Annotated in this window: 21 protein-coding genes and 1 riboswitch; of the genes, 12 read left to right on the forward strand and 9 right to left on the reverse strand. The window is 72.4% G+C overall.

Annotation, left to right across the window (positions count from 1 at the left end; genetic code table 11):
* Positions 1-18: 18 nt before the first annotated feature.
* From K377_RS32395 to K377_RS32425, 7 genes are all read left to right on the forward strand, one after another.
* Positions 19-1,005, forward strand: a complete 987-nt coding sequence (locus K377_RS32395) for an NADPH:quinone oxidoreductase family protein (RefSeq protein ID WP_111667159.1) — start codon at positions 19-21, stop codon at positions 1,003-1,005.
* Positions 1,002-2,186, forward strand: a complete 1,185-nt coding sequence (locus K377_RS32400) for an acyl-CoA dehydrogenase family protein (RefSeq protein ID WP_111667160.1) — start codon at positions 1,002-1,004, stop codon at positions 2,184-2,186. Before K377_RS32395 ends, K377_RS32400 begins: the two co-directional genes overlap by 4 nt.
* Positions 2,183-3,283, forward strand: coding sequence for an acyl-CoA dehydrogenase family protein (locus tag K377_RS32405; RefSeq protein WP_111667161.1), 1,101 nt, complete (start codon positions 2,183-2,185; stop codon positions 3,281-3,283). The genes K377_RS32400 and K377_RS32405 overlap by 4 nt, the downstream gene beginning before the upstream one ends.
* Before the next feature lie 60 nt (positions 3,284-3,343).
* Entirely contained in the window at positions 3,344-3,718 is a 375-nt protein-coding gene (locus tag K377_RS41430) for a VOC family protein (RefSeq protein ID WP_146614796.1), read from the forward strand.
* A gap of 123 nt (positions 3,719-3,841) precedes the next feature.
* Complete coding sequence (locus K377_RS32415; protein WP_111667163.1) at positions 3,842-4,699, forward strand: phosphatidylinositol-specific phospholipase C/glycerophosphodiester phosphodiesterase family protein; 858 nt, start codon at positions 3,842-3,844, stop codon at positions 4,697-4,699.
* Between the two features lie 139 nt (positions 4,700-4,838).
* Positions 4,839-5,033: a hypothetical protein gene (locus tag K377_RS32420; protein WP_111667164.1), complete on the forward strand. Its 195-nt coding sequence runs from the start codon at positions 4,839-4,841 to the stop codon at positions 5,031-5,033.
* Between the two features lie 84 nt (positions 5,034-5,117).
* The gene (locus tag K377_RS32425) at positions 5,118-6,695 is read left to right on the forward strand and encodes a hypothetical protein (protein ID WP_111667165.1); all 1,578 of its coding nucleotides are present in this window, start codon (positions 5,118-5,120) and stop codon (positions 6,693-6,695) included.
* A 12-nt stretch (positions 6,696-6,707) separates the two neighbouring features.
* Here K377_RS32425 and K377_RS32430 read toward each other — a convergent pair whose 3' ends face one another.
* Together K377_RS32430 and K377_RS32435 are read right to left on the reverse strand one after the other, a co-directional pair.
* On the reverse strand, positions 6,708-7,877 hold the full coding sequence (locus K377_RS32430) for a phosphodiester glycosidase family protein (RefSeq protein WP_111667166.1): 1,170 nt from the start codon (positions 7,875-7,877) through the stop codon (positions 6,708-6,710).
* 110 nt (positions 7,878-7,987) lie between these two features.
* A complete protein-coding gene (locus K377_RS32435; protein WP_111667167.1) occupies positions 7,988-8,344 on the reverse strand; it encodes a DUF779 domain-containing protein in 357 nt (118 codons plus the stop codon).
* Positions 8,345-8,418: 74 nt separating this feature from the next.
* On the opposite strand from K377_RS32435, the gene K377_RS32440 reads away from it, so the two are divergent.
* Positions 8,419-8,775, forward strand: coding sequence for a hypothetical protein (locus tag K377_RS32440; RefSeq protein ID WP_111667168.1), 357 nt, complete (start codon positions 8,419-8,421; stop codon positions 8,773-8,775).
* A gap of 25 nt (positions 8,776-8,800) precedes the next feature.
* Here K377_RS32440 and K377_RS32445 read toward each other — a convergent pair whose 3' ends face one another.
* Positions 8,801-9,958, reverse strand: a complete 1,158-nt coding sequence (locus K377_RS32445) for a hypothetical protein (RefSeq protein WP_181512697.1) — start codon at positions 9,956-9,958, stop codon at positions 8,801-8,803.
* Between the two features lie 332 nt (positions 9,959-10,290).
* On the opposite strand from K377_RS32445, the gene K377_RS32450 reads away from it, so the two are divergent.
* Positions 10,291-10,911, forward strand: coding sequence for an L-threonylcarbamoyladenylate synthase (locus K377_RS32450; protein WP_111667169.1), 621 nt, complete (start codon positions 10,291-10,293; stop codon positions 10,909-10,911).
* 19 nt (positions 10,912-10,930) lie between these two features.
* Here the strand turns inward: K377_RS32450 and K377_RS32455 are convergent, their stop codons facing one another.
* From K377_RS32455 to K377_RS32475, 5 genes are all read right to left on the reverse strand, one after another.
* On the reverse strand, positions 10,931-12,559 hold the full coding sequence (locus tag K377_RS32455) for a helix-turn-helix domain-containing protein (protein WP_111667170.1): 1,629 nt from the start codon (positions 12,557-12,559) through the stop codon (positions 10,931-10,933).
* Between the two features lie 22 nt (positions 12,560-12,581).
* The gene (locus K377_RS32460; protein WP_111667171.1) at positions 12,582-13,367 is read right to left on the reverse strand and encodes an ABC transporter ATP-binding protein; all 786 of its coding nucleotides are present in this window, start codon (positions 13,365-13,367) and stop codon (positions 12,582-12,584) included.
* Positions 13,364-14,386, reverse strand: coding sequence for an iron ABC transporter permease (locus K377_RS32465; RefSeq protein WP_111667172.1), 1,023 nt, complete (start codon positions 14,384-14,386; stop codon positions 13,364-13,366). Before K377_RS32465 ends, K377_RS32460 begins: the two co-directional genes overlap by 4 nt.
* Positions 14,383-15,414 (reverse strand): ABC transporter substrate-binding protein, encoded by a 1,032-nt coding sequence (locus K377_RS32470; protein WP_111667173.1) that lies wholly within the window; start codon positions 15,412-15,414, stop codon positions 14,383-14,385. The genes K377_RS32465 and K377_RS32470 overlap by 4 nt, the downstream gene beginning before the upstream one ends.
* Before the next feature lie 64 nt (positions 15,415-15,478).
* Positions 15,479-15,659, reverse strand: a riboswitch (cobalamin riboswitch).
* A 97-nt stretch (positions 15,660-15,756) separates the two neighbouring features.
* The gene (locus tag K377_RS32475) at positions 15,757-16,440 is read right to left on the reverse strand and encodes an alpha/beta fold hydrolase (protein WP_111667174.1); all 684 of its coding nucleotides are present in this window, start codon (positions 16,438-16,440) and stop codon (positions 15,757-15,759) included.
* Between the two features lie 282 nt (positions 16,441-16,722).
* Between K377_RS32475 and K377_RS32480 the strand changes: the two genes are divergently transcribed.
* Positions 16,723-17,940, forward strand: coding sequence for an MFS transporter (locus tag K377_RS32480; protein ID WP_111667175.1), 1,218 nt, complete (start codon positions 16,723-16,725; stop codon positions 17,938-17,940).
* Between the two features lie 19 nt (positions 17,941-17,959).
* On the opposite strand, the gene K377_RS32485 is transcribed toward K377_RS32480, so the two are convergent.
* The gene (locus tag K377_RS32485; RefSeq protein WP_111667176.1) at positions 17,960-18,538 is read right to left on the reverse strand and encodes a dihydrofolate reductase family protein; all 579 of its coding nucleotides are present in this window, start codon (positions 18,536-18,538) and stop codon (positions 17,960-17,962) included.
* 296 nt (positions 18,539-18,834) lie between these two features.
* Here K377_RS32485 and K377_RS32490 point away from each other — a divergent pair, with 296 nt between their 5' ends.
* Both K377_RS32490 and K377_RS32495 read left to right on the forward strand, forming a co-directional pair.
* Entirely contained in the window at positions 18,835-19,629 is a 795-nt protein-coding gene (locus K377_RS32490) for a GAF domain-containing protein (protein ID WP_111667177.1), read from the forward strand.
* A 177-nt stretch (positions 19,630-19,806) separates the two neighbouring features.
* On the forward strand, positions 19,807-21,024 hold the full coding sequence (locus K377_RS32495) for a chitinase (protein ID WP_111667178.1): 1,218 nt from the start codon (positions 19,807-19,809) through the stop codon (positions 21,022-21,024).
* Positions 21,025-21,084 lie beyond the last annotated feature (60 nt).

The following is a 21,084-nucleotide window of genomic DNA, read 5'->3' on the forward strand; positions in this document are numbered from 1 at the left end:
GTCCCGTGGAGGCCCCGCATGCAGGCATGGCAAGTGCACGAGAACGGCGAGCCGAGCGAGGTGATGCGCCTGGAGGAGGTGGCGCGTCCCGAGCCCGGCGAGGGGCAGGTCCTGCTCAAGGTGCGCGCCGCCAACATCAACTTCCCGGACGCGCTGCTCTGCCGCGGCCAGTACCAGGTCAGGCCGCCGCTGCCGTTCACCCCCGGCGTGGAGATCTGCGGCGAGACCGAGGACGGCCGCCGTGTCATCGCCAACCCGGCGCTGCCGTTCGGCGGGTTCGCCGAGTACGCCGTCGCCGACGCCCGCGCGCTGCTGCCCGCCCCGGACGCCCTCGACGACGCCGAGACCGCCGCGCTGCACATCGGGTACCAGACCGGCTGGTTCGGCCTGCACCAGCGCGCCCGCCTCCAGGAGGGCGAGACGCTGCTCGTGCACGCCGCCGCGGGCGGGGTCGGCAGCGCCGCCGTCCAGCTCGGCAAGGCCGCGGGAGCCCGGGTCATCGGCGTCGTCGGCGGCCCGGACAAGGCCAAGGTCGCCCAGGAGCTGGGCTGCGACGTCGTCATCGACCGCCGCTCCGACGACGTCATCGCCGCCGTCAAGGAGGCGACCGGCGGACGCGGCGCCGACGTGATCTACGACCCCGTGGGCGGCGACGCCTACCAGCAGTCGGCGAAGACCGTCGCCTTCGAGGGCCGCATCGTCGTGGTCGGCTTCGCCTCGGGCAGCATCCCGAGCCCCGCCCTCAACCACGCCCTGGTGAAGAACTACTCGATCATGGGCCTGCACTGGGGCCTGTACGCGCAGAAGAACCCCAAGCTCATCCCGCACTGCCACGAGAAGCTCACCGAGCTCGCCGCGCGCGGCGCCATCAAGCCCCTCGTCAGCGACCGCGTCGACCTCGCCGACGCCCCGGCCGCCGTCCAGCGCGTCGCGGACGGCGTCACCACCGGCCGCGTCGTCGTGGTGCCCGGCCTGAACGCCCGTACGGAAGGAGCCGCCGCATGAGCGTCGACGCAGCTCGACTGCAGTCCCTGACCCAGGAGTTCCTGGCCGCGCACCCGGTCGCGACCACCCCGCGCGAGGAGTTCCTCAGCGCCCGCTTCGACGCCGGACTCGCCTGGGTGCACTACCCGAAGGGCCTCGGCGGTCTCGACGCGCCGCGCGCCCTGCAAGCCGTCGTGGACGCCGAGCTGGAGACGGCGGGCGCCCCCGACAACGACCCCCGGCGCAACGGCATCGGCCTCGGCATGGCCGCGCCCACCATCCTGCGCTACGGCACCGACGAGCAGAAGCAGCGCTTCCTCAAGCCGCTGTGGACCGGCGCCGAGGTGTGGTGCCAGCTGTTCAGCGAGCCCGGCGCCGGATCCGACCTCGCCGCGCTCGGCACCCGCGCCGTGCGCGAGGGCGACGACTGGATCGTCAACGGACAGAAGGTGTGGACGTCCGGCGCGCACAACGCCCGGTTCGCCATCCTCATCGCCCGCACCGACCCGGACGTGCCCAAGCACCGCGGCATCACCTACTTCGTGTGCGACATGACCGACCCCGGCGTCGAGGTGCGGCCACTGCGCCAGATCACCGGCGAGGCCGAGTTCAACGAGGTTTTCCTCACCGACGTCAAGATCCCCGACGCCCACCGGCTCGGCGAGATCGGCGACGGCTGGAAGGTCGCCCAGACCACCCTCAACAACGAGCGCGTCGCCATCGGCGGCATGCGCATCCCGCGCGAGGGCGGCCTCGTCGGCATCGTCGCCGACACCTGGCGCGAGCGCCCCGAACTGCGCACCCACGACCTGCACCAGCGCCTGATGACCCTGTGGGTCGAGGCCGAGGTCGCCCGCCTCACCGGCGAACGCCTGCGCCAGCAGCTCGTCGCCGGACACCCCGGCCCCGAGGGCGCCGGCATGAAGCTCGGCTTCGCCCGCCTCAACCAGCAGATCAGCGGTCTGGAGCTGGAACTCCTCGGCGAGGAGGGGCTGTTGTACGACGACTGGACGATGCGCCGCCCGGAGATCGTCGACTTCGCGGGCCGCGACGCCGGCTACCGCTATCTGCGCGCCAAGGGCAACAGCATCGAGGGCGGGACGAGCGAGGTCCTGCTGAACATCGTCGCCGAGCGCGTGCTGGGCCTGCCGCCCGAGCCGCGCACCGACAAGGACGTCGCCTGGAAGGACCTCTCCCGATGAGCACACAGCCCGACCTCCTCTACTCCGAGGACGAGGAAGCGCTCCGCTCGGCGGTCCGCGACCTGCTCACCGACCACTGCTCCGCCCCGGCCGTGCTCGCCCGCATCGAGAGCGACGAGCCGCACGACCGCGCCCTGTGGAAGAACCTCGCCGACAGCATGGGCCTGGCCGGGCTGCTCGTTCCCGAGGAGCGCGGTGGGCAGGGCGCCACGCACCGCGAGGCCGCCGTCGTCCTGGAGGAGCTGGGCCGCGCCGTCGCCCCCGTGCCGTACCTGACGAGCGCCGTCATCGCCACCGAGGCGCTGCTCGCCTGCGTCGGCGCCGAGGCCGAGGCACTGCTCTCCGCGCTCGCCTCGGGCCGCACCGTCGGCGCGCTCACCGTGCCGCTGTCCGCCGCGTCGGGCCGGGAGTTCACGGACGTGAGCGCCTCGGACGGCACCCTGACCGGGCGGGTCACCGGCGTCGCGGACGCGGCCTTCGCCGACGTGTTCCTCGTGCCCACGTCCGCCGGCCTGTTCGCCGTGGACGCCTCGGCCGACGGGGTCACGGTCGCACCGCAGACCTCCTTCGACCCGACGCGACCGCTGGCGACCGTCACCTTCGAGGGCGCCGCAGGACGGCTCCTCGCCGACACCGCCGCCCCCGCCGTGCACCGCGCCCTGCGCGCCGGTGCCGGACTGCTCGCATCGGAGCAACTCGGCGTCGCCGACTGGCTCTTGACGGAGACGGTGCGCTACACACGCGAGCGCCACCAGTTCAACCGGCCCGTCGGCTCCTTCCAGGCGCTCAAGCACCGGCTCGCACAGCTGTGGCTGGAAGTCGTCAACGCCCGCGCCACGGCCCGCAACGCTGCCGACGCGCTCGCCACCGGCAGCGACGACACCGACGTGGCCGTCGCCGTCGCCCAGGCGTACACGGCGCCCGTCGCCGTGCACGTGGCCGAGGAGGCGCTGCAACTGCACGGCGGCATCGGCATGACCTGGGAGCACCCGATCCACCTCTACCTCAAGCGCGCCAAGTCCGACGCGCTCGCGCTCGGCACGGCGGGCCGCCACCGGGAGGAACTGGCCGAACTGGTCGATCTCCGGGCACCCTGAGCGACGGGCCCCGCACAAACCGATGGACAGTGACGGCATGCCCGTGATCTCTTCACGGGCATGCCATCACTGATCCGCCACCTCACCATCGACTGCGCCGACCCCTACACCCTCGCCGGCTTCTGGGCCGAGGCGCTGGTCGGGGCCATCACCGACGAGGATCATCCCGGCGATCCCGAGGCGCTGGTGGAGAGCGCGTCCGTGGGCGTCCTGTTCATCCGCGTCCCCGAGGGCAAGGCCGCGAAGAACCGCCTCCACATCGACCTCCAGCCGCAGGACCGCACCCGCGACGAGGAGGTCGACCGCCTCCTCGCCCTGGGCGCCACCCTCCAGGGCGACCACCGCCGCCCCGACGGCACGGGCTGGGTGACCCTCCACGACCCGGAGGGCAACGAGTTCTGTGTCGAGCGCAGCGCGGGGGAGCGAAAGCCCTAGGGACTGCCCGGCCGGATGAACCACAGGCGGCCGTCCGGCCAACTCCCCTTCCATGTCTGCCCATCAGTGCCGTGCGCCCCGCATACTCACCCGTGTCCCACCGGCCCACCACGGGAGGCACACATGGCACTGACCACCCGCCGCAGAGCCCTCGGCGCGTTCGCCGCCGCACTGGCCACCGGTGTCGCCGCACCACAACTCGCCCACGCCGACGGGCGGCGGCGCGGGCCGCGTCCGCTGCTCCGGGCGCACGCCCACAACGACTACGACCACCCGCGCCCGCTGTTCGACGCCCTCGACCACCGCTTCAACAGCGTCGAGGCCGACATCTACCTCGTCGACGGAGACCTCCTCGTCGCCCACGACCCCGTCGACCTCGACCCGGCGCGCACCCTCGAATCCCTCTACCTGGCCCCGCTCGCCGCCCGGGTCCGCGCCGGCCACGGCTCGGTGTACCGGGGGTGGCGGCTGCCGCTGCAGCTCCTCATCGACATCAAGACCGAGGGCGACGCGACCTACCGCGAACTCGACCGCCAACTGCGCCGTCACCGAGGTCTGTTCACGACGTACGGGCACGGCAAGGTGCACGCCGGGCCCGTCACCGCCGTCGTCTCCGGTGACCGCGCCGCGGAGCCGGTCATCGCGGCCGAGCGCACCCGCAGCGCCTTCTACGACGGCCGCCTCACCGACCTCGGCACCGCGGATCCCGCCTCCTTCATCCCGCTCATCAGCGACAACTGGACGAACAACTTCACCTGGCTGGGCGCGGGACCGATGCCCGCCGCCGAACGCGACAGGCTGCGCGGCATCGTCTCCGCCGCGCACGCCCACGGGCAGCGCGTCCGCTTCTGGGCCACACCCGACATCGCCGGACCCGAACGGGACAACGTGTGGGCCGAGTTGATCGCCGCCGGTGTCGACCATCTGAACACCGACGACCTCGCGGGGCTCGAAGCGTTCCTCGACGCCCACGACCGATGACCCGCTCGCGGTGACTCCTCCGCGGTGACCCGCAGTTAGCACTCTTTCGGGGGACAGGTCGTGCCCCGCCGCGCGCCCTCCGCTGCGTCACACTTGCGGCCGAAAGCCACGGTGTTGACGTGGCGGAGGAGGTTCGGCGATGTCTCTGTCCATTTCCCTCGTGGTGCTGCTCCTGGTCGTCGCGGTGATCATTCTGCGCAACGGTGCCATGAAGCTCTCCCATGCCGTGGTCTGCGTGCTGCTCGGCTTCCTGCTCGCCGGCACCAACGCCGCCCCCACCATCCACCACGGCATCAACGCCACCGCGGGCCTGGTCAGCAGCCTGAAACCGTGACCGGCACCCGGTGATCGTTGCGGCTTCGTGAACAACTCCCTTACTTGCATGGACACTTCAAGCGGCGGCGCCTAGCTTCGCGGCATGCCGCTTCGCAGACAGCTCGCCCGCACCCTCGCCGTCACGCTGACCGTGGCCGGGCTCGGCCTCGTCGGCCCGGCCGGCGCCGGGGCCGACGAGATCCCCAAGGCCCCGGGCCACCGCCTCGTCCCGCAGTACGAAGGCGCACCGGCCCAGCCGCAGGCCGTGCCCGGTCCGGCCCCCGACCAGCACCCCTACCTCGCGGCGAACGGCCGCAGCGGCATGCACGCGGACGGCTGGGGCAGCGGCACCTATCCCTGGAGCGGCCCGAACGGCAACGCCCCGCAGGTCACCAGCGAGCAGATGGCCGCACTCGGCGGCGAGTGCGCCACCGTCACCTTCGACAAGGAGGGCCGCATCGTCACCGTGTGCGGCACCTTCACCGGCTTCCTGGTCAAGCTCCTCGACCCGCACAGCCTCGCGACCCTCGCCGAGTACAAGCTCCCGCAGCGCCCCTCGACCGTCGAGGCCCTCACCACCCTCGACTTCTCCAAGATCTTCAAGGACACCTCGGGCGGCGCCTACTCCTATCTCGACGACCAGGACCGCCTCGTCCTCGCCGACTCCCGCCAGCACATCCTGCGGATCGCGCACATCCGTACGGCCGACGGCGGTTGGGAGTTCAAGGTCACCGACGACTGGGACCTGACCGGCGTCGTCCCGCACGACTGCGCCTCCTGGACGAACCTCTATCCGAGCGGCGAGTGCGATCCCGTCACCTCCGTGATGCCGGACTGGCAGGGCCGCGTGTGGTGGGTGACCCGGCAGGGCCGGGTCGGCACCGTCGACCCCGCCACGGGCACCATCAGGTCGATCCGCCTGGAGGGGGAGGAGATCCAGAACTCCTTCTCCGTGGCGAAGGACGGCGTCTCGATCGTCACCGACCACGCCCTGTACAGCTTCGGCACCACCGCCGACGGCACCCCGAAGGCCGTGTGGCGCCAGACGTACGACCGCGGCACCGGCACCAAGCCCGGCTCCGTGAACCAGGGTTCGGGCACCACACCCGATCTGTTCGGTATCCAGGACGACTACGTCGCCATCACCGACAACGCCGACGACCGGATGAACGTCCTCGTCTACCGGCGCGGCGCCGACGTCCCCGCCGACGAGCGTCTTGTCTGCAAGGTGCCGGTATTCGGCGCCGGCGCGTCCACGACCGACAACTCCCTCATCTCGTACGGGAACAGCCTCGTCGTCGAGAACAACTACGGCTACGAGAACATCACCTCGCTCACCTTCGGGCGCAGCATCGTCGGCGGCGTGACCCGGATCGACGTACGCGACGACGGCAGCGGCTGCGACACGGTGTGGGAGAGCGGGGTGCGCTCCCCGTCCACCGTGCCGAAGCTCTCCACCGCCAACGGGCTGCTGTACCTCTACACCAAGGAGCCCAACTCCCTCGGCGTGGACGCCTGGTACCTCACCGCCGTCGACTTCCGCACCGGCGCCACCCGCTGGAAGCGGCTCGTCGGAACCGGCGTCGCCTACGACAACAACTGGGCGCCCGTGACGCTCGGCCCCGACGGCACCGCGTACGTGGGGGTGTTCAACGGGCTGGTGGCCGTACGCGACAGCTGACAGATCGCGGGATCAGCGGGAGAACACGCCGATCCCGTTGGCGACGGCCCGCTCGGGGGCGTCCGTGGGGTGGTTGAGGACCGCGACCGACGCCGCCCCCGGTTCCCGCGCGACGAGCGTCGACGAACCGCCTCCGTCGAGACTGAAGGCGTCGTCCGTCCCCAACCCGGCCATGGTGGCGGCCACTTCGGCCATCGTCAGGCCCGTGCGGTAGGCGGGCGCGCCGTCCAGGGCGAGCAGGACGAGGGTACGGCCGTGGTCGGCGATGCCCGCGGCCGTGCGCACCGCCGCGGTGTTCGCGTCGAGGCCGGGCAGCGGCGCCCCGTCCCGCAGCACCGGGTAGCCGCCGACGGCGAAGCGCAGCGGGACCCGGGAGCCGGCCGCGACCAGCCGGTGGCGCACCGACACCGGATCGCCCGCAGACAGCTTGCGCAGCCACTGCGCGCCCGCCTCCCGCCCGACCAGCACCGTGGTCCCGGCGGCGATCGCGCCGCTGCCCGGGGTGTCGGCCGCCGCCACGACCCGCCCGCGGCGCACCGTCACCTCGTACGTGTCCGTACTGCACGGCGCGGCCCGCTGGGTGTCCGTGCCGCAGGTGGCCCGCACCCGGGACACACTGCCCCAGTCCTCGGTGAACGCGCCGACCGAACCGACCGGCAGCGCGTACTGGTTCAGCCCGCCCAGCGCGACCGAGTCGTCGCGGCTGCGGACCGTGCCGTCCAGGGCGAGGCTGTCGAGGCGGGCCCGGCGGTCCACGCCGACCCCCAGCACGTCCCGCGTGGAGGTGCCCGGCGGCAGGGCGGGCCCGAACCGCTGGCCGTCCGGCACCGCGCCCTTCAGGGTGTGCCCGCCGGCGATCGCGGGACCGACCGCGGCGCCGGTCGCCTCGACGCCGGGGTGCTGGGTCTCGGTGATGTTGAAGAAGTCGCCGTTGACACCGCCCACGGCGCCGCGCGCGTCCGCCATCGCGGAGACGGTCATCCGCGCCCCCACCGCGCCCGGATGCAGGAGATCGACGCCCACCCGCGGATCGCGCAGGTCGACGGTCAGGACATGGGCGTGCGCGGTGCCCTTGGCGGCCGGTATGTCGAACTCGGAGTAGGTGACACCGGACGCCACCCGAACGGGCCCGGACGCGGCACCGGCCGGAGCGGCGCCCGCCAGGGCCGCTCCGGCCAGCACTCCCGCTACCACGAAAGCCGAGAGGAATCTTCTGCGTCCGATGCCGGATGGTCTGTCAACTCGTCTCTGCATGCGGGGAGTTCAGCAGACGAGAGGGGCACCGTCGATGGCTAGGCGTCGACCAGCCGGGAACGGATCAGGAAACGTACGCCCTCCGGCGCCTCCAGCGAGAAGCCGCTGCCGCGCCCCTCGACGACGTCGACGATGAGGCGCGTGTGACTCCACACGTCGTACTGGCTCTTCGACATCCAGAACGACACCGGCTCCGCCACCCCCTCGACCGTCAGCTCCTGGAGCAGCACGTCCGAGCCTCCGGTACGGAACTCGCCCGCCGGATAGCACATCGGGGCACTGCCGTCGCAGCAGCCGCCGGACTGGTGGAACATCAGCGGGCCGTGGGCCGCGCGCAGCCGCCGCAGCAGTTCGGCGGCCGCGGACGTCAGCTCCACGCGGGGTACGTCGGTCATGGGAGCGAGTATCCGCGGCGTGACGTTGCGACGACGTTGCACGCGTGGGCGCCGCGCCCGCATAGGCTCCCCGCATGGAACAGAGGGAGATCATCCTGCGGGCCATCGGTGTGCTGACCGAGACGCAGGAGATGGTACGCAGGCTCAGCGACGGAGAGGAACTGGACACGGATCAGTCCCAGTTGGGGCGCCTGGTGTCGGAGGTGTTCCCGACGGTGGAGATCCCGGCCGGGGCCACCGCGGAACAGGCGGCGGAGCTGACCATCGCCGCGCTCATGCCGGCCAGTGTGTCGCTCGTCGAGGCGTTCGCGTTCCTCTTCACCCAGCTCGCCAAGGTCCACGACGAGGGACGTGGCGACGTCAACTCCACCGAACTGCTCAGGGAGATCGCGCTCCGGATGTCCGACCCGGGGGAGACCGGGTCGGACTGAGCCGGAGCCGAACCGTCCGGACGCCCTACTTGTTCGGATCGCGGAACCGGCCGAAGGCCTTCGTCAGCGCGTTGAGCGGAGAGCCGTCCGGCCTCGTGCCGGGCGGCGTCAACGGCAGGCTCGCCGACACGCCCTCGCCCTTGCGCGCCTCGTTCAGCGCGGACTGCGCCGCCTCGGCCGCCTCCTTGTAGGCGTCGCGGGACTTGGTCATCGCCTCCAGCGCCTCGGCGTAGCGGCCGACCATGTCCTGCGCGTGGAGCAGCTCCTCGTCCGGCGTCAGCAGGTGCCAGCCCTTGCGCAGCCGGGCGAGGGCCTGCTCCGCGTCCTCGGGCAGCGGCCTCGGCAGCGTCGCGAACTCGATGATCCTGGCGATGAGTTCGGACGGTTCGCTGCCGTTCAGGAAGACGTTCGACACCGCGGCCCGCTCCGGGTCGTAGCCCGGCAGCGGCGGCTGCGTCGGCAGTACGACGGCGCCGCCGCGCGGCATCCGCACGCTCAGCTCCCGCTTCAGCGCGGCGTCCGCGATCTGCGACTGCTCGGGCGAGGCCCGGTGCTCTATCACCCGGTGCCGCAGACTCGGCGGCAGGAACGGCGTGATCGGCCGCTGACCGCTCGCGTCCGGCGTCATCGCCTCGTGCACCACGACGTGTGTGTACCAGCTGCGCCGCGTCCAGTCCCGGACCTGGTGCCGCAGTTCGTCCGGGTCCTTGGGCAGATGGTTCGTGGCCCGCAGGCGCAGCCCCGAGACCGTGTCGTGGTCCCAGCCGACCTGGTCGCTGTCCGGCCAGAACATCGTCGCGGGGGACGGCCAGCCCAGGTCCCAGGTGCGCTCGGCCTCGGCGGCGAGCACCCAGACGATGCCGTCGCCCTCCTTGCGGCGCTCCATGTCGTACGTCGTCAGCTGTGCGCGCACCGTGACACCGTCGGCGACCCGCCACCGGGCCTCGAACTGGCGGCGGGCGAGGGGGCCGGGGTCGGCGTCCTCGTCGCGCGGGTGCAGCACGGAGGAACGCGCCGCCTCGACCGGATCGAGATCGATGAAGTCGTCGAGCACCCCGGCCGCCTTGAGGGCGATCAGGTTGCGCCGGACGTCCTGCTCGGGCTCGTGCCCGAGATGCCGCCCACGGGACAGCCACACGGTGTCGGGGGCGGGAGTGAAGGAAGATTTCTTCTTGGTGGTCATGAAGTCGTTCTGTGGGCGGTCGGGGCGCAGCCAGTATGGTCCGTGGACCTGTCGACGCGCTCGGTCGGGGTGGGCCGGTGTCGGGATTGTCGCGCGTGGGCGCTGAATCCGTCGGACGGTGAATGCCGGGTGTGTCGTGTTCCGCCGTACGCCGCAGCGCACCCGCGCGCCGGGCGGTGTCTGTGCCGGTGCCCACGCCCCCGTGGGGAGCATGGCGCCGTCCGCCGTCGTCGGTTCCCGCGCATGTCGCGATCCGCCTTCCCTCGGTCGTTCCCGTCCGCCGCGCCCGTCCGCGCCACCGTCCGCCGTTCCTGATCCCGTAGGCTCGGCGGATGGCCAGGTACTTCGACGTCCACCCCGCGAACCCGCAGGCACGCATCATCGGAGCCGTCGCCGACGGCATCCGTGACAGTGCACTCGTCGCCTACCCCACGGACTCCTGTTATGCACTCGGCTGCCGCCTCGGCAACCGGGAAGGTGTCGACCGGATCCGCTCGATCCGGCAGCTCGACGACAAGCATCACTTCACGCTCGTGTGCCAGGACTTCGCGCAACTGGGCAGATTCGTGATGATCGACAACGACGTGTTCCGTGCGATCAAGGCGGCCACACCGGGCAGCTACACCTTCATCCTGCCCGCGACCCGCGAGGTGCCGCGCCAGCTCCAGCACCCCAAGAAGAAGACGGTGGGCGTCCGCATCCCCGACCACGTCGTCACGCAGGCGCTCCTGGCCGAGCTCGGCGAGCCGCTGCTGTCCAGCACCCTGCTGCTGCCGGGCGAGGACGAGCCGCTCACCCAGGGCTGGGAGATCAAGGAGCGGCTCGACCACGTCGTGGACGCGGTCCTCGACTCCGGCGACTGCGGTACCGAACCCACCACCGTGATCGACTTCTCGGGCGGCGGGGCCGAGGTCGTCCGGCGCGGAGCGGGCGACCCCGAACGCTTCGAGTGAGCGCCGGCGGACCCGCCCGTCAGCGCGTCGGGAACGGGCGGTCCGGCGCCGTCGGCGTGTCGAGCGCGAGCCGCAGATGCAGCACGGCCGCGAGCCGGTGCTCGGCGTCGTCCAGATCGAGGCCGGTCAGGGCGACGGCGCGGCGGATGCGGTAGCGCAGCGTGTTCGGGTGGACGTTCAGCTCCTTGGCGACCGAGGCCACGTCACCGAACGCGTCGAGGTAGCGCAGCAGCGAGCGGGCCGTGTCCCCGCCGTGGGAGCGGTCGTGTTCGACGAGCGCGGCGATCGCGGGCCAGCGCACCTGGGGCGCGTCGCGCAGCAGATCGATCGTGTCGCGCACGAGGAGCGCGGGCGTCAGCCGGGTGTGCGTGGTGACCGGCTCGTCCGGCGTACAGGACATCAGCTGCAGGCCGCGGAAGCCGCGCATCTTCACCGTGGGCACGTCGCTGAGCCGGGTCGCCCGGCCCGCGACGACCGCCTGCACCCCGCTGCCGGTGAGACGCCGCAGGGTCACGACCAGATCGGCCGCCCAGCGCTCCAGGGGAGCCTCGTCCGCGGGCGCCCCGGCCGGGCACGGCAGGATCGCGTAGATCTGGCCGCAGGCCTGGGCGACGAGCGCGTGCTCCCGGTGCGCCGCGGCGTGCACCGAGACGACGCCGGCCGCCTCGGCGCGCTGCGCGTCGGTGCCGCCCGGACCCAGCCGCAGATCGACCGCGACGACATCGGCCGACGCCACCGGGTCCACCCCCAGGTGCGCGGCGAGCGCACCCGCGTCGAACCGTCCGGTGAGCAGCCCGTGACTCAGCTCCTCGCGCGAGCCGAGGCGGGCCCGCGCGTCCCCCCGGAAGTAGTGGTCGACCAGCTGGAACGAGGCGAGCCGGGCCGCGCCGCGCAGCACCTCGGCCGCGTTCGCCGCCAGCGGGCCCGCACCTTCCTGCACCCAGATCGTGCCGAGCGGACGACGGCCCGCGTTCATCCCGATCACCAGCCGGGCCCGCGCGCCCAGCTGGGGCTGCGCGGCGACCGCGATCACCTCGTCGCTCTCCCGGACCCGCCGGTACACGCCCTGCTCGCGCAGCAGTTCCAGATAGGGCGCCGGGCAGTCACGGCCGAGCACCGAGCGGCGGCGCAGCTCGTCGGCCTCCTCGCCGGGGCCCGCGTAGGCGACGACGCGGTGCGCGCCGTCCTCGACGCTGACCACGCCCCGGGTCAGGGTCGCCACGGTCTGGGCGAGCGAGAACAGGTCCCGGCCGCCCGAGGGGCCGTTCCGGCCGCCGTACGCGAGCACCGCCCGCAGCTCCGACTCGGCCCGGTCCCACCGCAGCCCGGCGGGAACCCCGAGCACGGAGACGCCGGCCAGCTCCGCCGCTTCCTTCGTGGCCTGCGGCAGCAGTCCGTCGCCGACCTTGAAGGCCACGGCGGCGACGCCCGCCACGGCCGCCGCGCCCAGAAAGGTGGCGGCCTCGTCGGCGCGTACGCCCACCGCGAGGACCAAGGCTCCGGCGACGTCGTCGAGGGGCTCGTCGGGGCCCGCCACCACGATGTCGGTGACCTGCGTGTCGGCCCGCCCCGACCAGGCCGCGCCCGGGCCGAGGGCGTCGGCGAGCTGGCGTACGGACGGCAGGGCGGCGGCGAGAGCGTCGGGCATCGGCACAGAGTAGTGAGCGTTCCTAGGAATCGCGCGCGAGGGTCCCGAGAAACCTGATGTGGGGCCGCCCGCCCGGCTCCGGGACGCTCACCCGGGCGCGGACCCCGTACACGTCCGCGATCAGCTCCTCCGTGAGCACCTTCTCCGGCGCGCCCGCCGCGACGACCCGGCCCCGGCGCACCACGACGACCTGCGCGCAGTACGCGGCGGCCAGATTGAGGTCGTGCAGCGCGACGACACTGGTCAGGCCGAGGCCCGTGATCAGGTCGAGCAGTTCCAGCTGGTGCTGGATGTCCAGGTGGTTGGTGGGCTCGTCGAGCAGCAGCTCGCGCGGCTCCTGGGCCAGCGCGCGGGCGATCTGCACCCGCTGCCGCTCACCGCCCGACAGGGTGTGCCACAGCCGGTGCGTCTTGTCGGCCAGGCCGCTGCGCTCCAGCGCGGAGCGGACCGCGCTCTCGTCGGCCGCGGACGCCGGCGCCCACGCGCGGCGGTGCGGGATCCGGCCGAGCCGCACCACGTCGGCCACCGTCAGCTCGACCTGGGTGTCGGACTGCTGCTCCACCACGGCGACCCGTCGCGCGACCGTGCGGCGCGGCACGTCCGCGAGCGGCGCGCCGTCGAGGGTGACGACACCGGAGTCCGGGGCGAGCACCCCGGCGAGCACGCGCAGCAGGGTCGACTTGCCCGAGCCGTTCGGGCCGAGCAGTCCCGTCACGGTGCCGGGGCGTGGCGCCAGCTCCACCCCGTCGAGGATCAGCGCGCCGCCGGCCGACCAGGACACGCGCTCCGCGCGCAGCCCGGCCGTCACCGGACGGCCCTGCGCCGGTACAGCACCAGCACGAACGCGGGCACACCGATCAAGGACGTCACCACTCCCACCGGAACCTCCTGCGGCGCCAGGACCGTGCGCGCCGCCGTGTCCACCCAGACCAGGAACACCGCGCCCGCGAGCGCCGTCACCGGCAGCAGCCGGGCGTGCCCCGGGCCGACCAGGGCGCGCGCCGCGTGCGGCAGCACCAGGCCGACGAAGCCGATCGCGCCCGCCGCGCTGACCAGGACCGCCGTCAGCAGGGCCGTCACACACAGCAGGATCAGCCGGGTGCGGGCCACCCGGACGCCCAGCGCGGCCGCAGCTTCCGGGCCGAAGGCGAACGCGTCGAGCGTGCGCCCGTACCCGAGACACACGACGAGTGCGACCACGAGTACCGCGAAGCACAGCCACACCTCGGTCCAGCCGACGCCGCCGAGCGAGCCGAGGAGCCAGAACAGCACGCCGCGCGTGGTCTCCGCGTCGGCGGCCGTCAGCACCACGACCGAGGTCAGCGCGGAGAACAGCTGCATCGCCGCCACCCCGCTGAGCACCACGCGGTCCGTTGTGCCGCCCAGGGTGTGGCTGAGCAGCAGCACCAGCGCGAACGAGACGACCGCGCCGATGAACGCCCCGCCCGACACCGACAGCGCGCCGCCGCCCACCCCGAGGACCACGACGAGCACGGCGCCCGTCGACGCGCCCGAGGACACCCCGAGCACGAACGGATCGGCGAGCGGATTGCGCAGCAGCGCCTGCAGCACCGTGCCGCACACGGCGAGCCCGGCCCCGCACACGACGGCGAGCAGCGCCCGCGGCAGCCGCAGGTTCCAGACGATGCCGTCGCGGATCGGCGACAGGTCCGAGCCGCCCCAGCCGAGCCGTGCGCCCACCGCCGACCACACGTCGCCGACGCCGATCCGCGCGGGCCCGAAGGTGATCGCCACGGCGACGGACGCGCACAGCGCGAACACGCCCGCCGCCCAGTACAGACCGGACCGCAGCGTCGCCGCACTCACCGGGCGAGCCCGAACTCGCCGAGCGCGGCGGCCACCTTCTCCACCCCGTCCACGGTGCGGATCGTCGGATTCATGTCCTGTCCGCTCAGCCGCACGTACCGCTTCTCGCGCACCGCCGTCATGTTCTTCGTGACCGGGTCGGACTCCAGGAACCTGATCTTCTGCGCCGCCGACTCGGCCGACTGCGAGCGGCGCGTCAGGTCACCGATGACGAGGACGTCCGGATCGCGGTCCGCGACCGTCTCCCAGCCGATCTGCGGCCACTCCTCATGAGTGTCGTCGAAGACGTTGCGCAGCCCCAGCTCCTCGGTGATGACACCCGGGGCGCCGCAACAGCCCGCCATGTAGGGCGAGTCGGAGTTCGCGAACCAGTACAGCGCGCTGACGTCCGAGGCGTCGGCCGCCGAAGTGGCCTTGTCCACGCGGGCCTTGAGCGTGCCGATGAGCTTCTCGCCGCGCTTCTCCACGTCGAAGATCCGCGCCAGGTCGCGTATCTCGCCGTAGACCGTGTCGAGGGTGAGCGCCCTGGTCCGCTCGCCGTCGCCGTCGCCGCTGTTGTCCTTGCCCGCGCAGTCGCTCGGGGAGAGGTAGGTGGGGACGCCGAGTTCGGCGAACTTGCCGCGCGAGGCCACTCCGCCCTTGCTGAGGGTGTACGTGAACGAGGCGGCGGCGAAGTCGGGTTCGGTGGACAGGACCTTCTCGAAGGAGGGGTAGCGGTCGGCGAGCCTGGGCACCTTCGCGTTCGCCTTCTCAAGTCCCTTGAGCACGGGGTCCGTCCAGGTGCCGGTGCCCACCATCCGGTCGGCGAGACCGAGCGACAGCATGATCTCCGCCGAGCCCTGGTCGAGGGCGACGGCACGCCGCGGGGCGCGGTCGACACGCACCTTCGTACCGCAGTTGTCGATCGTGACCCCGCGCGCCGACTTCTCCTCGGCGCCGGTCGAACTCCCGCATCCGGCGAGAAGGAGAGCACCGGCCAACAGCGGTGCGGCACGGCGGACATGACGGGTGAAGCGGGCGGGCGGCACGGGGGAATCCTCTGCGTCCAGGGCTCATACGCGGAGCCGGTCTACGGTCCACCCCCGGCCGCGGAACGCCCCGGAGGCCGCCAGTAGGTCTTCGGACTCGGGGTCGTCCGCGCGAAGCGCCTTCCCAGACCGTGTCACCGGCCCAGTGGCTGTGGCTCCGCCCGTCACCCTCACCGCTGCGCGTCAGTTCCGGATTTCCACCGGATTCCCTGACCCGTGCACGGACGAACCGTGCAAAGGTACGACTGGCCCGGCGAAAGTATCACGGGCCTGGTGGGAGGCCTGCTCCAGGGTTTTCGGGAGCGCGTCCCGGAGGCCATGGCCCAGCCCCTCTGAATCGGGTCAGGCGCCGAGGAACGCGCGGACCTCCGCCGCGAACTCCTCCGGCGCGTCCCGGTGGACCAGATGCCCGACCGGAAGGGTCACCAGCCGACCGCCCGGAATCCGCCGCGCCAGCTCCGCGACACCGTCCTGCGGCACGTGGCTGAGCGGCCCGCCCGCGATCACCAGCGTCTCGGCGGTGATCGCGCCGAGCCGTTCGAGCCACTGCGCGGGCGGGGTGTCGAGCTGCCGCCGGACCTGCACCACCATCTCCCAGTCGAAGGCCAGGTCTCCGTCCGGGCGGACCAGCGGCGGAGGGGTCCGCGGGCGGGGGAGCGGCACGTCCTCCAGGACCAGCCGCGTCACCCGCTCCGGCTCGGCCGCCGCCAGCAGATGGGCGACCACGCCACCCATGGAGTGCGCGACGATCCGCACCCGGTCGAGCCCCAGGGCGTCCAGGAACGCCCGCACGTCGTCCCGCATCAGCTCCAGGGAGTACCGGCCCGGCCGATCGCTGTGCCCGTGCCCGCGCAGATCGAGGGCGTACACCCGGTGATCGCGCGCGAACGCCGGCGCCACCGCCGCCCAGTCGGCGGCGCCCTCGCCCAGACCGTGCAGCAGCAGGAGCGGTACGGCGTCCGGCGGTCCCGACACCTCGTAGGACAGCAGGATCCCCGCCACTCGCACCGTGCGCCGCTCCGGCATTTCCCCGGTACCTCCGTCCCTCTCCGGCCAACTTGCCGACCGTGAAGATCAGTTGATTCCGAGAGGCTATGCCATGGAGGAGTGTCCGGAAGTGCCGTGACGCACGTCACCGAAAAGGGCTGCCGATCCTGGAATGCGTGGCCGGACGCGACGGCTGCACTGCACGTCACGTGCGGTGCAGGGGTGCCGATTTTGCCCCTGAGCGTCCGTGAATATCCTTGAACGTTCTGGAAAAAACCCGCCCGTCACACCCCGCCTGTCCTCGAAAGGTTCTTCCGCACCATGCCGCTGGCCCTGTTGGCCCTGGCCGTTGTCGCGTTCGGCATCGGCACGACCGAGTTCGCCACGATGGGGCTGCTGCCCCAGATAGCCGACGGCGTCCATGTCTCCGTGCCCCACGCGGGCAACCTCGTCTCGGCGTACGCCCTCGGTGTCGTCGTCGGCGCCCCGCTGCTCACCGGCATCGGCGCGCGCATCCCGCACAAGCGGCTGCTGCTGCTCCTGACCGGGCTCTTCGTCCTCGGCAACGCCGCGTCCGCGGTCGCCCCCTCCTTCGGCTCGCTCTTCGCCGCCCGCTTCGTGGCGGGCCTGCCGCACGGCGCGCTGTTCGGTGTCGGTGCCGTCGTCGCCTCCCGGCTCGTCGCCCCGGACCGGGCGGCCCGCGCCGTGTCGAAGATGTTCCTCGGGCTCACCGTCGCGAACATCGTCGGCGTGCCCGCCGGTACCGCGCTCGGCCAGCAGCTCGGCTGGCGCGCCGCCTACTGGGCCGTCGCCGTCATCGGGCTCGTCGCCCTCGCCGCGCTCGCGGTCTTCGTCCCGCACCAGCCGCGCGGCGAGCAGTCCGGGATCCGGCACGAGCTGCGCGCCATGGGCAACAAGCAGGTCGCGCTCGGCCTCGCCACGGCCGTGGTGGGCTTCGGCGGTTTCTTCGCCGTCTACAGCTACCTCGTCCCGATGCTGACGCACCTCACCGGCATCTCGGACTCCTCCACCACCCTCGTCCTCGCCCTCTACGGCGTCGGTATGACGGCCGGTACCCTCCTCGCCGGGCCGCTCACCGACCGCGCGCTGCGCCCGACCCTGTACGGCGGGCTCGCGCTCCTCGCCGCCGCGCTGGTGACGTTCTACTTCACCGTCCACAGCACGATGGCCGCGCTGGTCACGATCACCTTCATCGGGGCGATGGGCTCGCTCATCACCACGCCGGTCCAGATGCTGCTCATGGCCAAGGCGAAGAACGCCCCCACCATGGCCGCCGCCTCCAACCACTCCGCGTTCAACCTGGCCAACGCGGGGGGCGCCTGGATCGGCGGTCTCGTCATCTCGGCGGGCTGGGGCTGGGCCGCGCCCAACCTCGCCGGAGCGGTGCTCGCCGTGGCCGGTCTGGGTCTCGCGCTCGTGGCCGGTCTGACCGACCGGGGCGGCCGGAGCACCGAGGTGGCCGCGGCCTCGCCCGGCGAGAGCGCGGAGCAGCGCCCCGCACCGGCCGAGTCGAGCTGACCGCGGTCCCTCGCCGCGCTCAGGGGTGCAGGGTGGGCCGGTAGCTCAGCTCCTGGATGTCTCCGTCGAGGGTCCGGCTCTCGATCAGCTCCAGGTCGAAGTCCTCCGCTCCCGCGAAGATCGGGCCGAGTCCGGTGCGGCCGGTGATCACGGGGAAGACCGTCACCTGCACCCGGTCGACCAGTCCCGCGGCCATCAGCGCCCGGTTCATGGCCAGACTGCCGTGCGAGCGCAGCGGCACCGCGGACTCCTCCTTGAGCCGGGCGACGACATCGACGGCGTCTCCCTTCTCCAGGGTGGCGTCCGGCCAGTCGAGGGGGCCTTCCAGCGTCGACGACACCACCGTCGCGGGCAGGCCCCTCATGCGCGCGACCCAGGGGTCCCGCACGTCGGAGTCCTCGGTGCTCGCGGCCAGCATCTGCGCGAACAGCTTGTACGTGGTCGCGCCGAAGACCATCCGCTGGTCGGTGGCGTACAGATCGAGGCGGTGGGCGAGGAGCTCGGGCCCCTGCTTGCCCCAGTACCCGGTCCAGTCACCGCCGGCGGCGCCGAAGCCGTCGAGGCTGGAGAAGACGTCGAAGGTGTACGTGGTGGTCATGGCGCTCTCCTTGTCCGCGGGCGGTCACTGCTGAACGGCCCGTCGATGGGGAAGACCGTCCCGGGCGGCCGGACTCATCGCTCGAAGGCGGCTCGGTCCAGGATCTCCGCCGCGCCCCGGCGGCGCAGATCCGACAGGCCGCGCCTCGCTCCCCGGATCTGCTCCGGGGAATCCCCGGCCGAGCGCCTCCGCCGTCGCTCGTCGCGCCCGTTGGTGGGTGCGCCGACGATTCTTCCGGGCGCCGTGGCCTCTACGCTGGAGGTGCGTCGTCAGTACGGTCAGGGCGGGTGGATCACATGGGATGGTCGGTATCGGTGCCGGGCATCGAGGTGTCGGTTGCCGTGCAGTCCGAGCGGACGGTCGTGCACGTCGCCGGACGCCTCGACCAGGATGCCGTGGTCGCGCTGCGGCAGCAGCTGTCGGACCACGACCGCTGCCTGGTCCTCGACTTCAGCGGGGTCTCCTTCCTCGGGCTCGCCGGAGTGGCCCTCGTCGAGGCCGTGGCCGAACAAGTGCGGGCGGCGGGCGGTGAGTTGGAGGTCTGGGGAGTGGACGATCCTCGCCTGTGGCAGTTGCAGGAGACCGGCCGGCTGCGCGCCCTGCGCCGTCGCGCGGGCAGCGGCGTGGGAACCGCCGACCGCGCCCAGAGCCGCAATCGGCTGGTGATGCGGGAGGCGCTGGCGGCGGCCCTGCGGGTGACCGGGGCCCCGATGGGCAACGCCCAATTCCTCGACCCCGCCTCGCTGTCCCTGCGCATCACGACACAACGGGGCTTCCACCAGCCGTTCCTGGACTTCTTCCGCCGCGTCGAGACCACGGCGCACGGCAGCTCCTGCGGCGCGGCCGCCGAGCGGCGCAGCGCCGTCTTCGTCGAGGACGTCCGCCGGTCCGGACTGTTTGTGGGCACCCCGGCGGCGGAGGAGCTGGAGGACGCCGGGGTACGGGCCGTCGCCTCGCTGCCCGTGCTGTCGGCGGCGGGCGATCTGGCGGGCATGTTCTCCACCCACTTCGCCCGGCCCACCGTCTGGACGGCCGATGTGCGGCGCGAGCTGGCGTACGTGGCCGAGTCGGCGGGCCGGCTGATCCGCTGACCGGCCGGGTGCCTCGACCGTCGGGAAGATCGTCCGTTCGGCAAAGAGATTGCATGGTCTAGTCCAAAGACTTCTCTGGTCCAGTCCAATCCGTTGACGTGCTCCCCTCATCGTCAAGAAGCTGTCCGCACTCGACCCCCATCGAGCGCCTCGATCCCCCCGTGCAGGAGGAACAGAGTGAGACGACTTCGCGCATGTCTGGGCGCTGCCACCGCCGTCACCACCGTCGCGCTGGCCGCGAGCGCCCTGGTGGCGACCAACGCCGAGGGCGCGTCCGCGGCCCTCGGCAACCGCTGGTACGCCGCCGCCCCCTATCTGATGCCGCTCGACAACGACCCGCCGGACGCGGGCGCCATCATGGACGCGAGCGGGCTCAAGGCCTTCCAGCTCGCGTTCATCCTGGCCCCCAGCGGAGGCGGCTGCTCGCCGACCTGGGACGGCACCGCGCCGGTCTCCTCCGACACGGCGGTCAAGGCGAAGATCGACGCGATCCGCGCCAAGGGCGGTGACGTGTCGGTGTCCATCGGCGGCTATAACGGCACGAAGCTCGGCCAGGCCTGCTCCGACGCGGCGTCCACCGCGGCCGCGTACCAGCAGGTCATCACCAAGTACTCGCTGAAGGCCATCGACTTCGACCTGGAGGAGCCGGAGTACGAGAACACGGCGGCCGTCAGGAACGAGATCGGCGCCGCGAAGATCCTTCAGCAGAACAACCCCGGTCTCTACGTCTCCGTGACCACGGCGGGCACGGCGGACGGCACCGGCTGGTTCGGCAAGCAAATGCTGCTCGAGGCGAAGTCGCAGGGCTTCACGCCGAACAACTTCTCCATCATGCCGTTCGACGGCGGGTTCAACGGAGCGGCCTCGCAGACCGCCGCGCTGACCAACTTCAACGCGATCCTGCAGTCCACGTTCGGCTGGGACCAGGCCACCGCCTACGCCCACGAGGGCTTCTCCGGCATGAACGGCCGCAGCGACACGGGGGAGATGTTCACCCAGGCCGACTTCCAGACGGTCCTCGACTACGCGACGAGCCACGGCATGGACCGCTTCACCTTCTGGTCCCTCAACCGCGACCGCCAGTGCACCCCGGCCGACAACGGCGGGCGCACCTCCGGCACCTGCTCCAGCGTCGCGCAGAACTCCTGGGACTTCGCGAAGTACTCGGTGAAGTTCGCGGGGGCCACTCCGCCCACCACGACGCCGCCCACGTCCGGCGGCACCACGACCCCGCCGGCCACCGGCTGCAAGACGGCGTGGAGCGCGTCGTCCGTGTACACCGCGGGCAACGAGGTGAGCTACAACAGCCACAACTGGAAGGCCAAGTGGTGGACGCAGAACGAGAAGCCGACCGCCGGCGACGGCAACCCGTGGCAGGACGAAGGAGCCTGCTGACCCGGTTCGACGACGGGATCTGACACCTGGCGGCGTCCCACGGGGGGACGCCGCCGGGCC

It is taken from the genome of Streptomyces sp. PsTaAH-137, assembly GCF_003259365.1.
GTDB lineage: Bacteria > Actinomycetota > Actinomycetes > Streptomycetales > Streptomycetaceae > Streptomyces.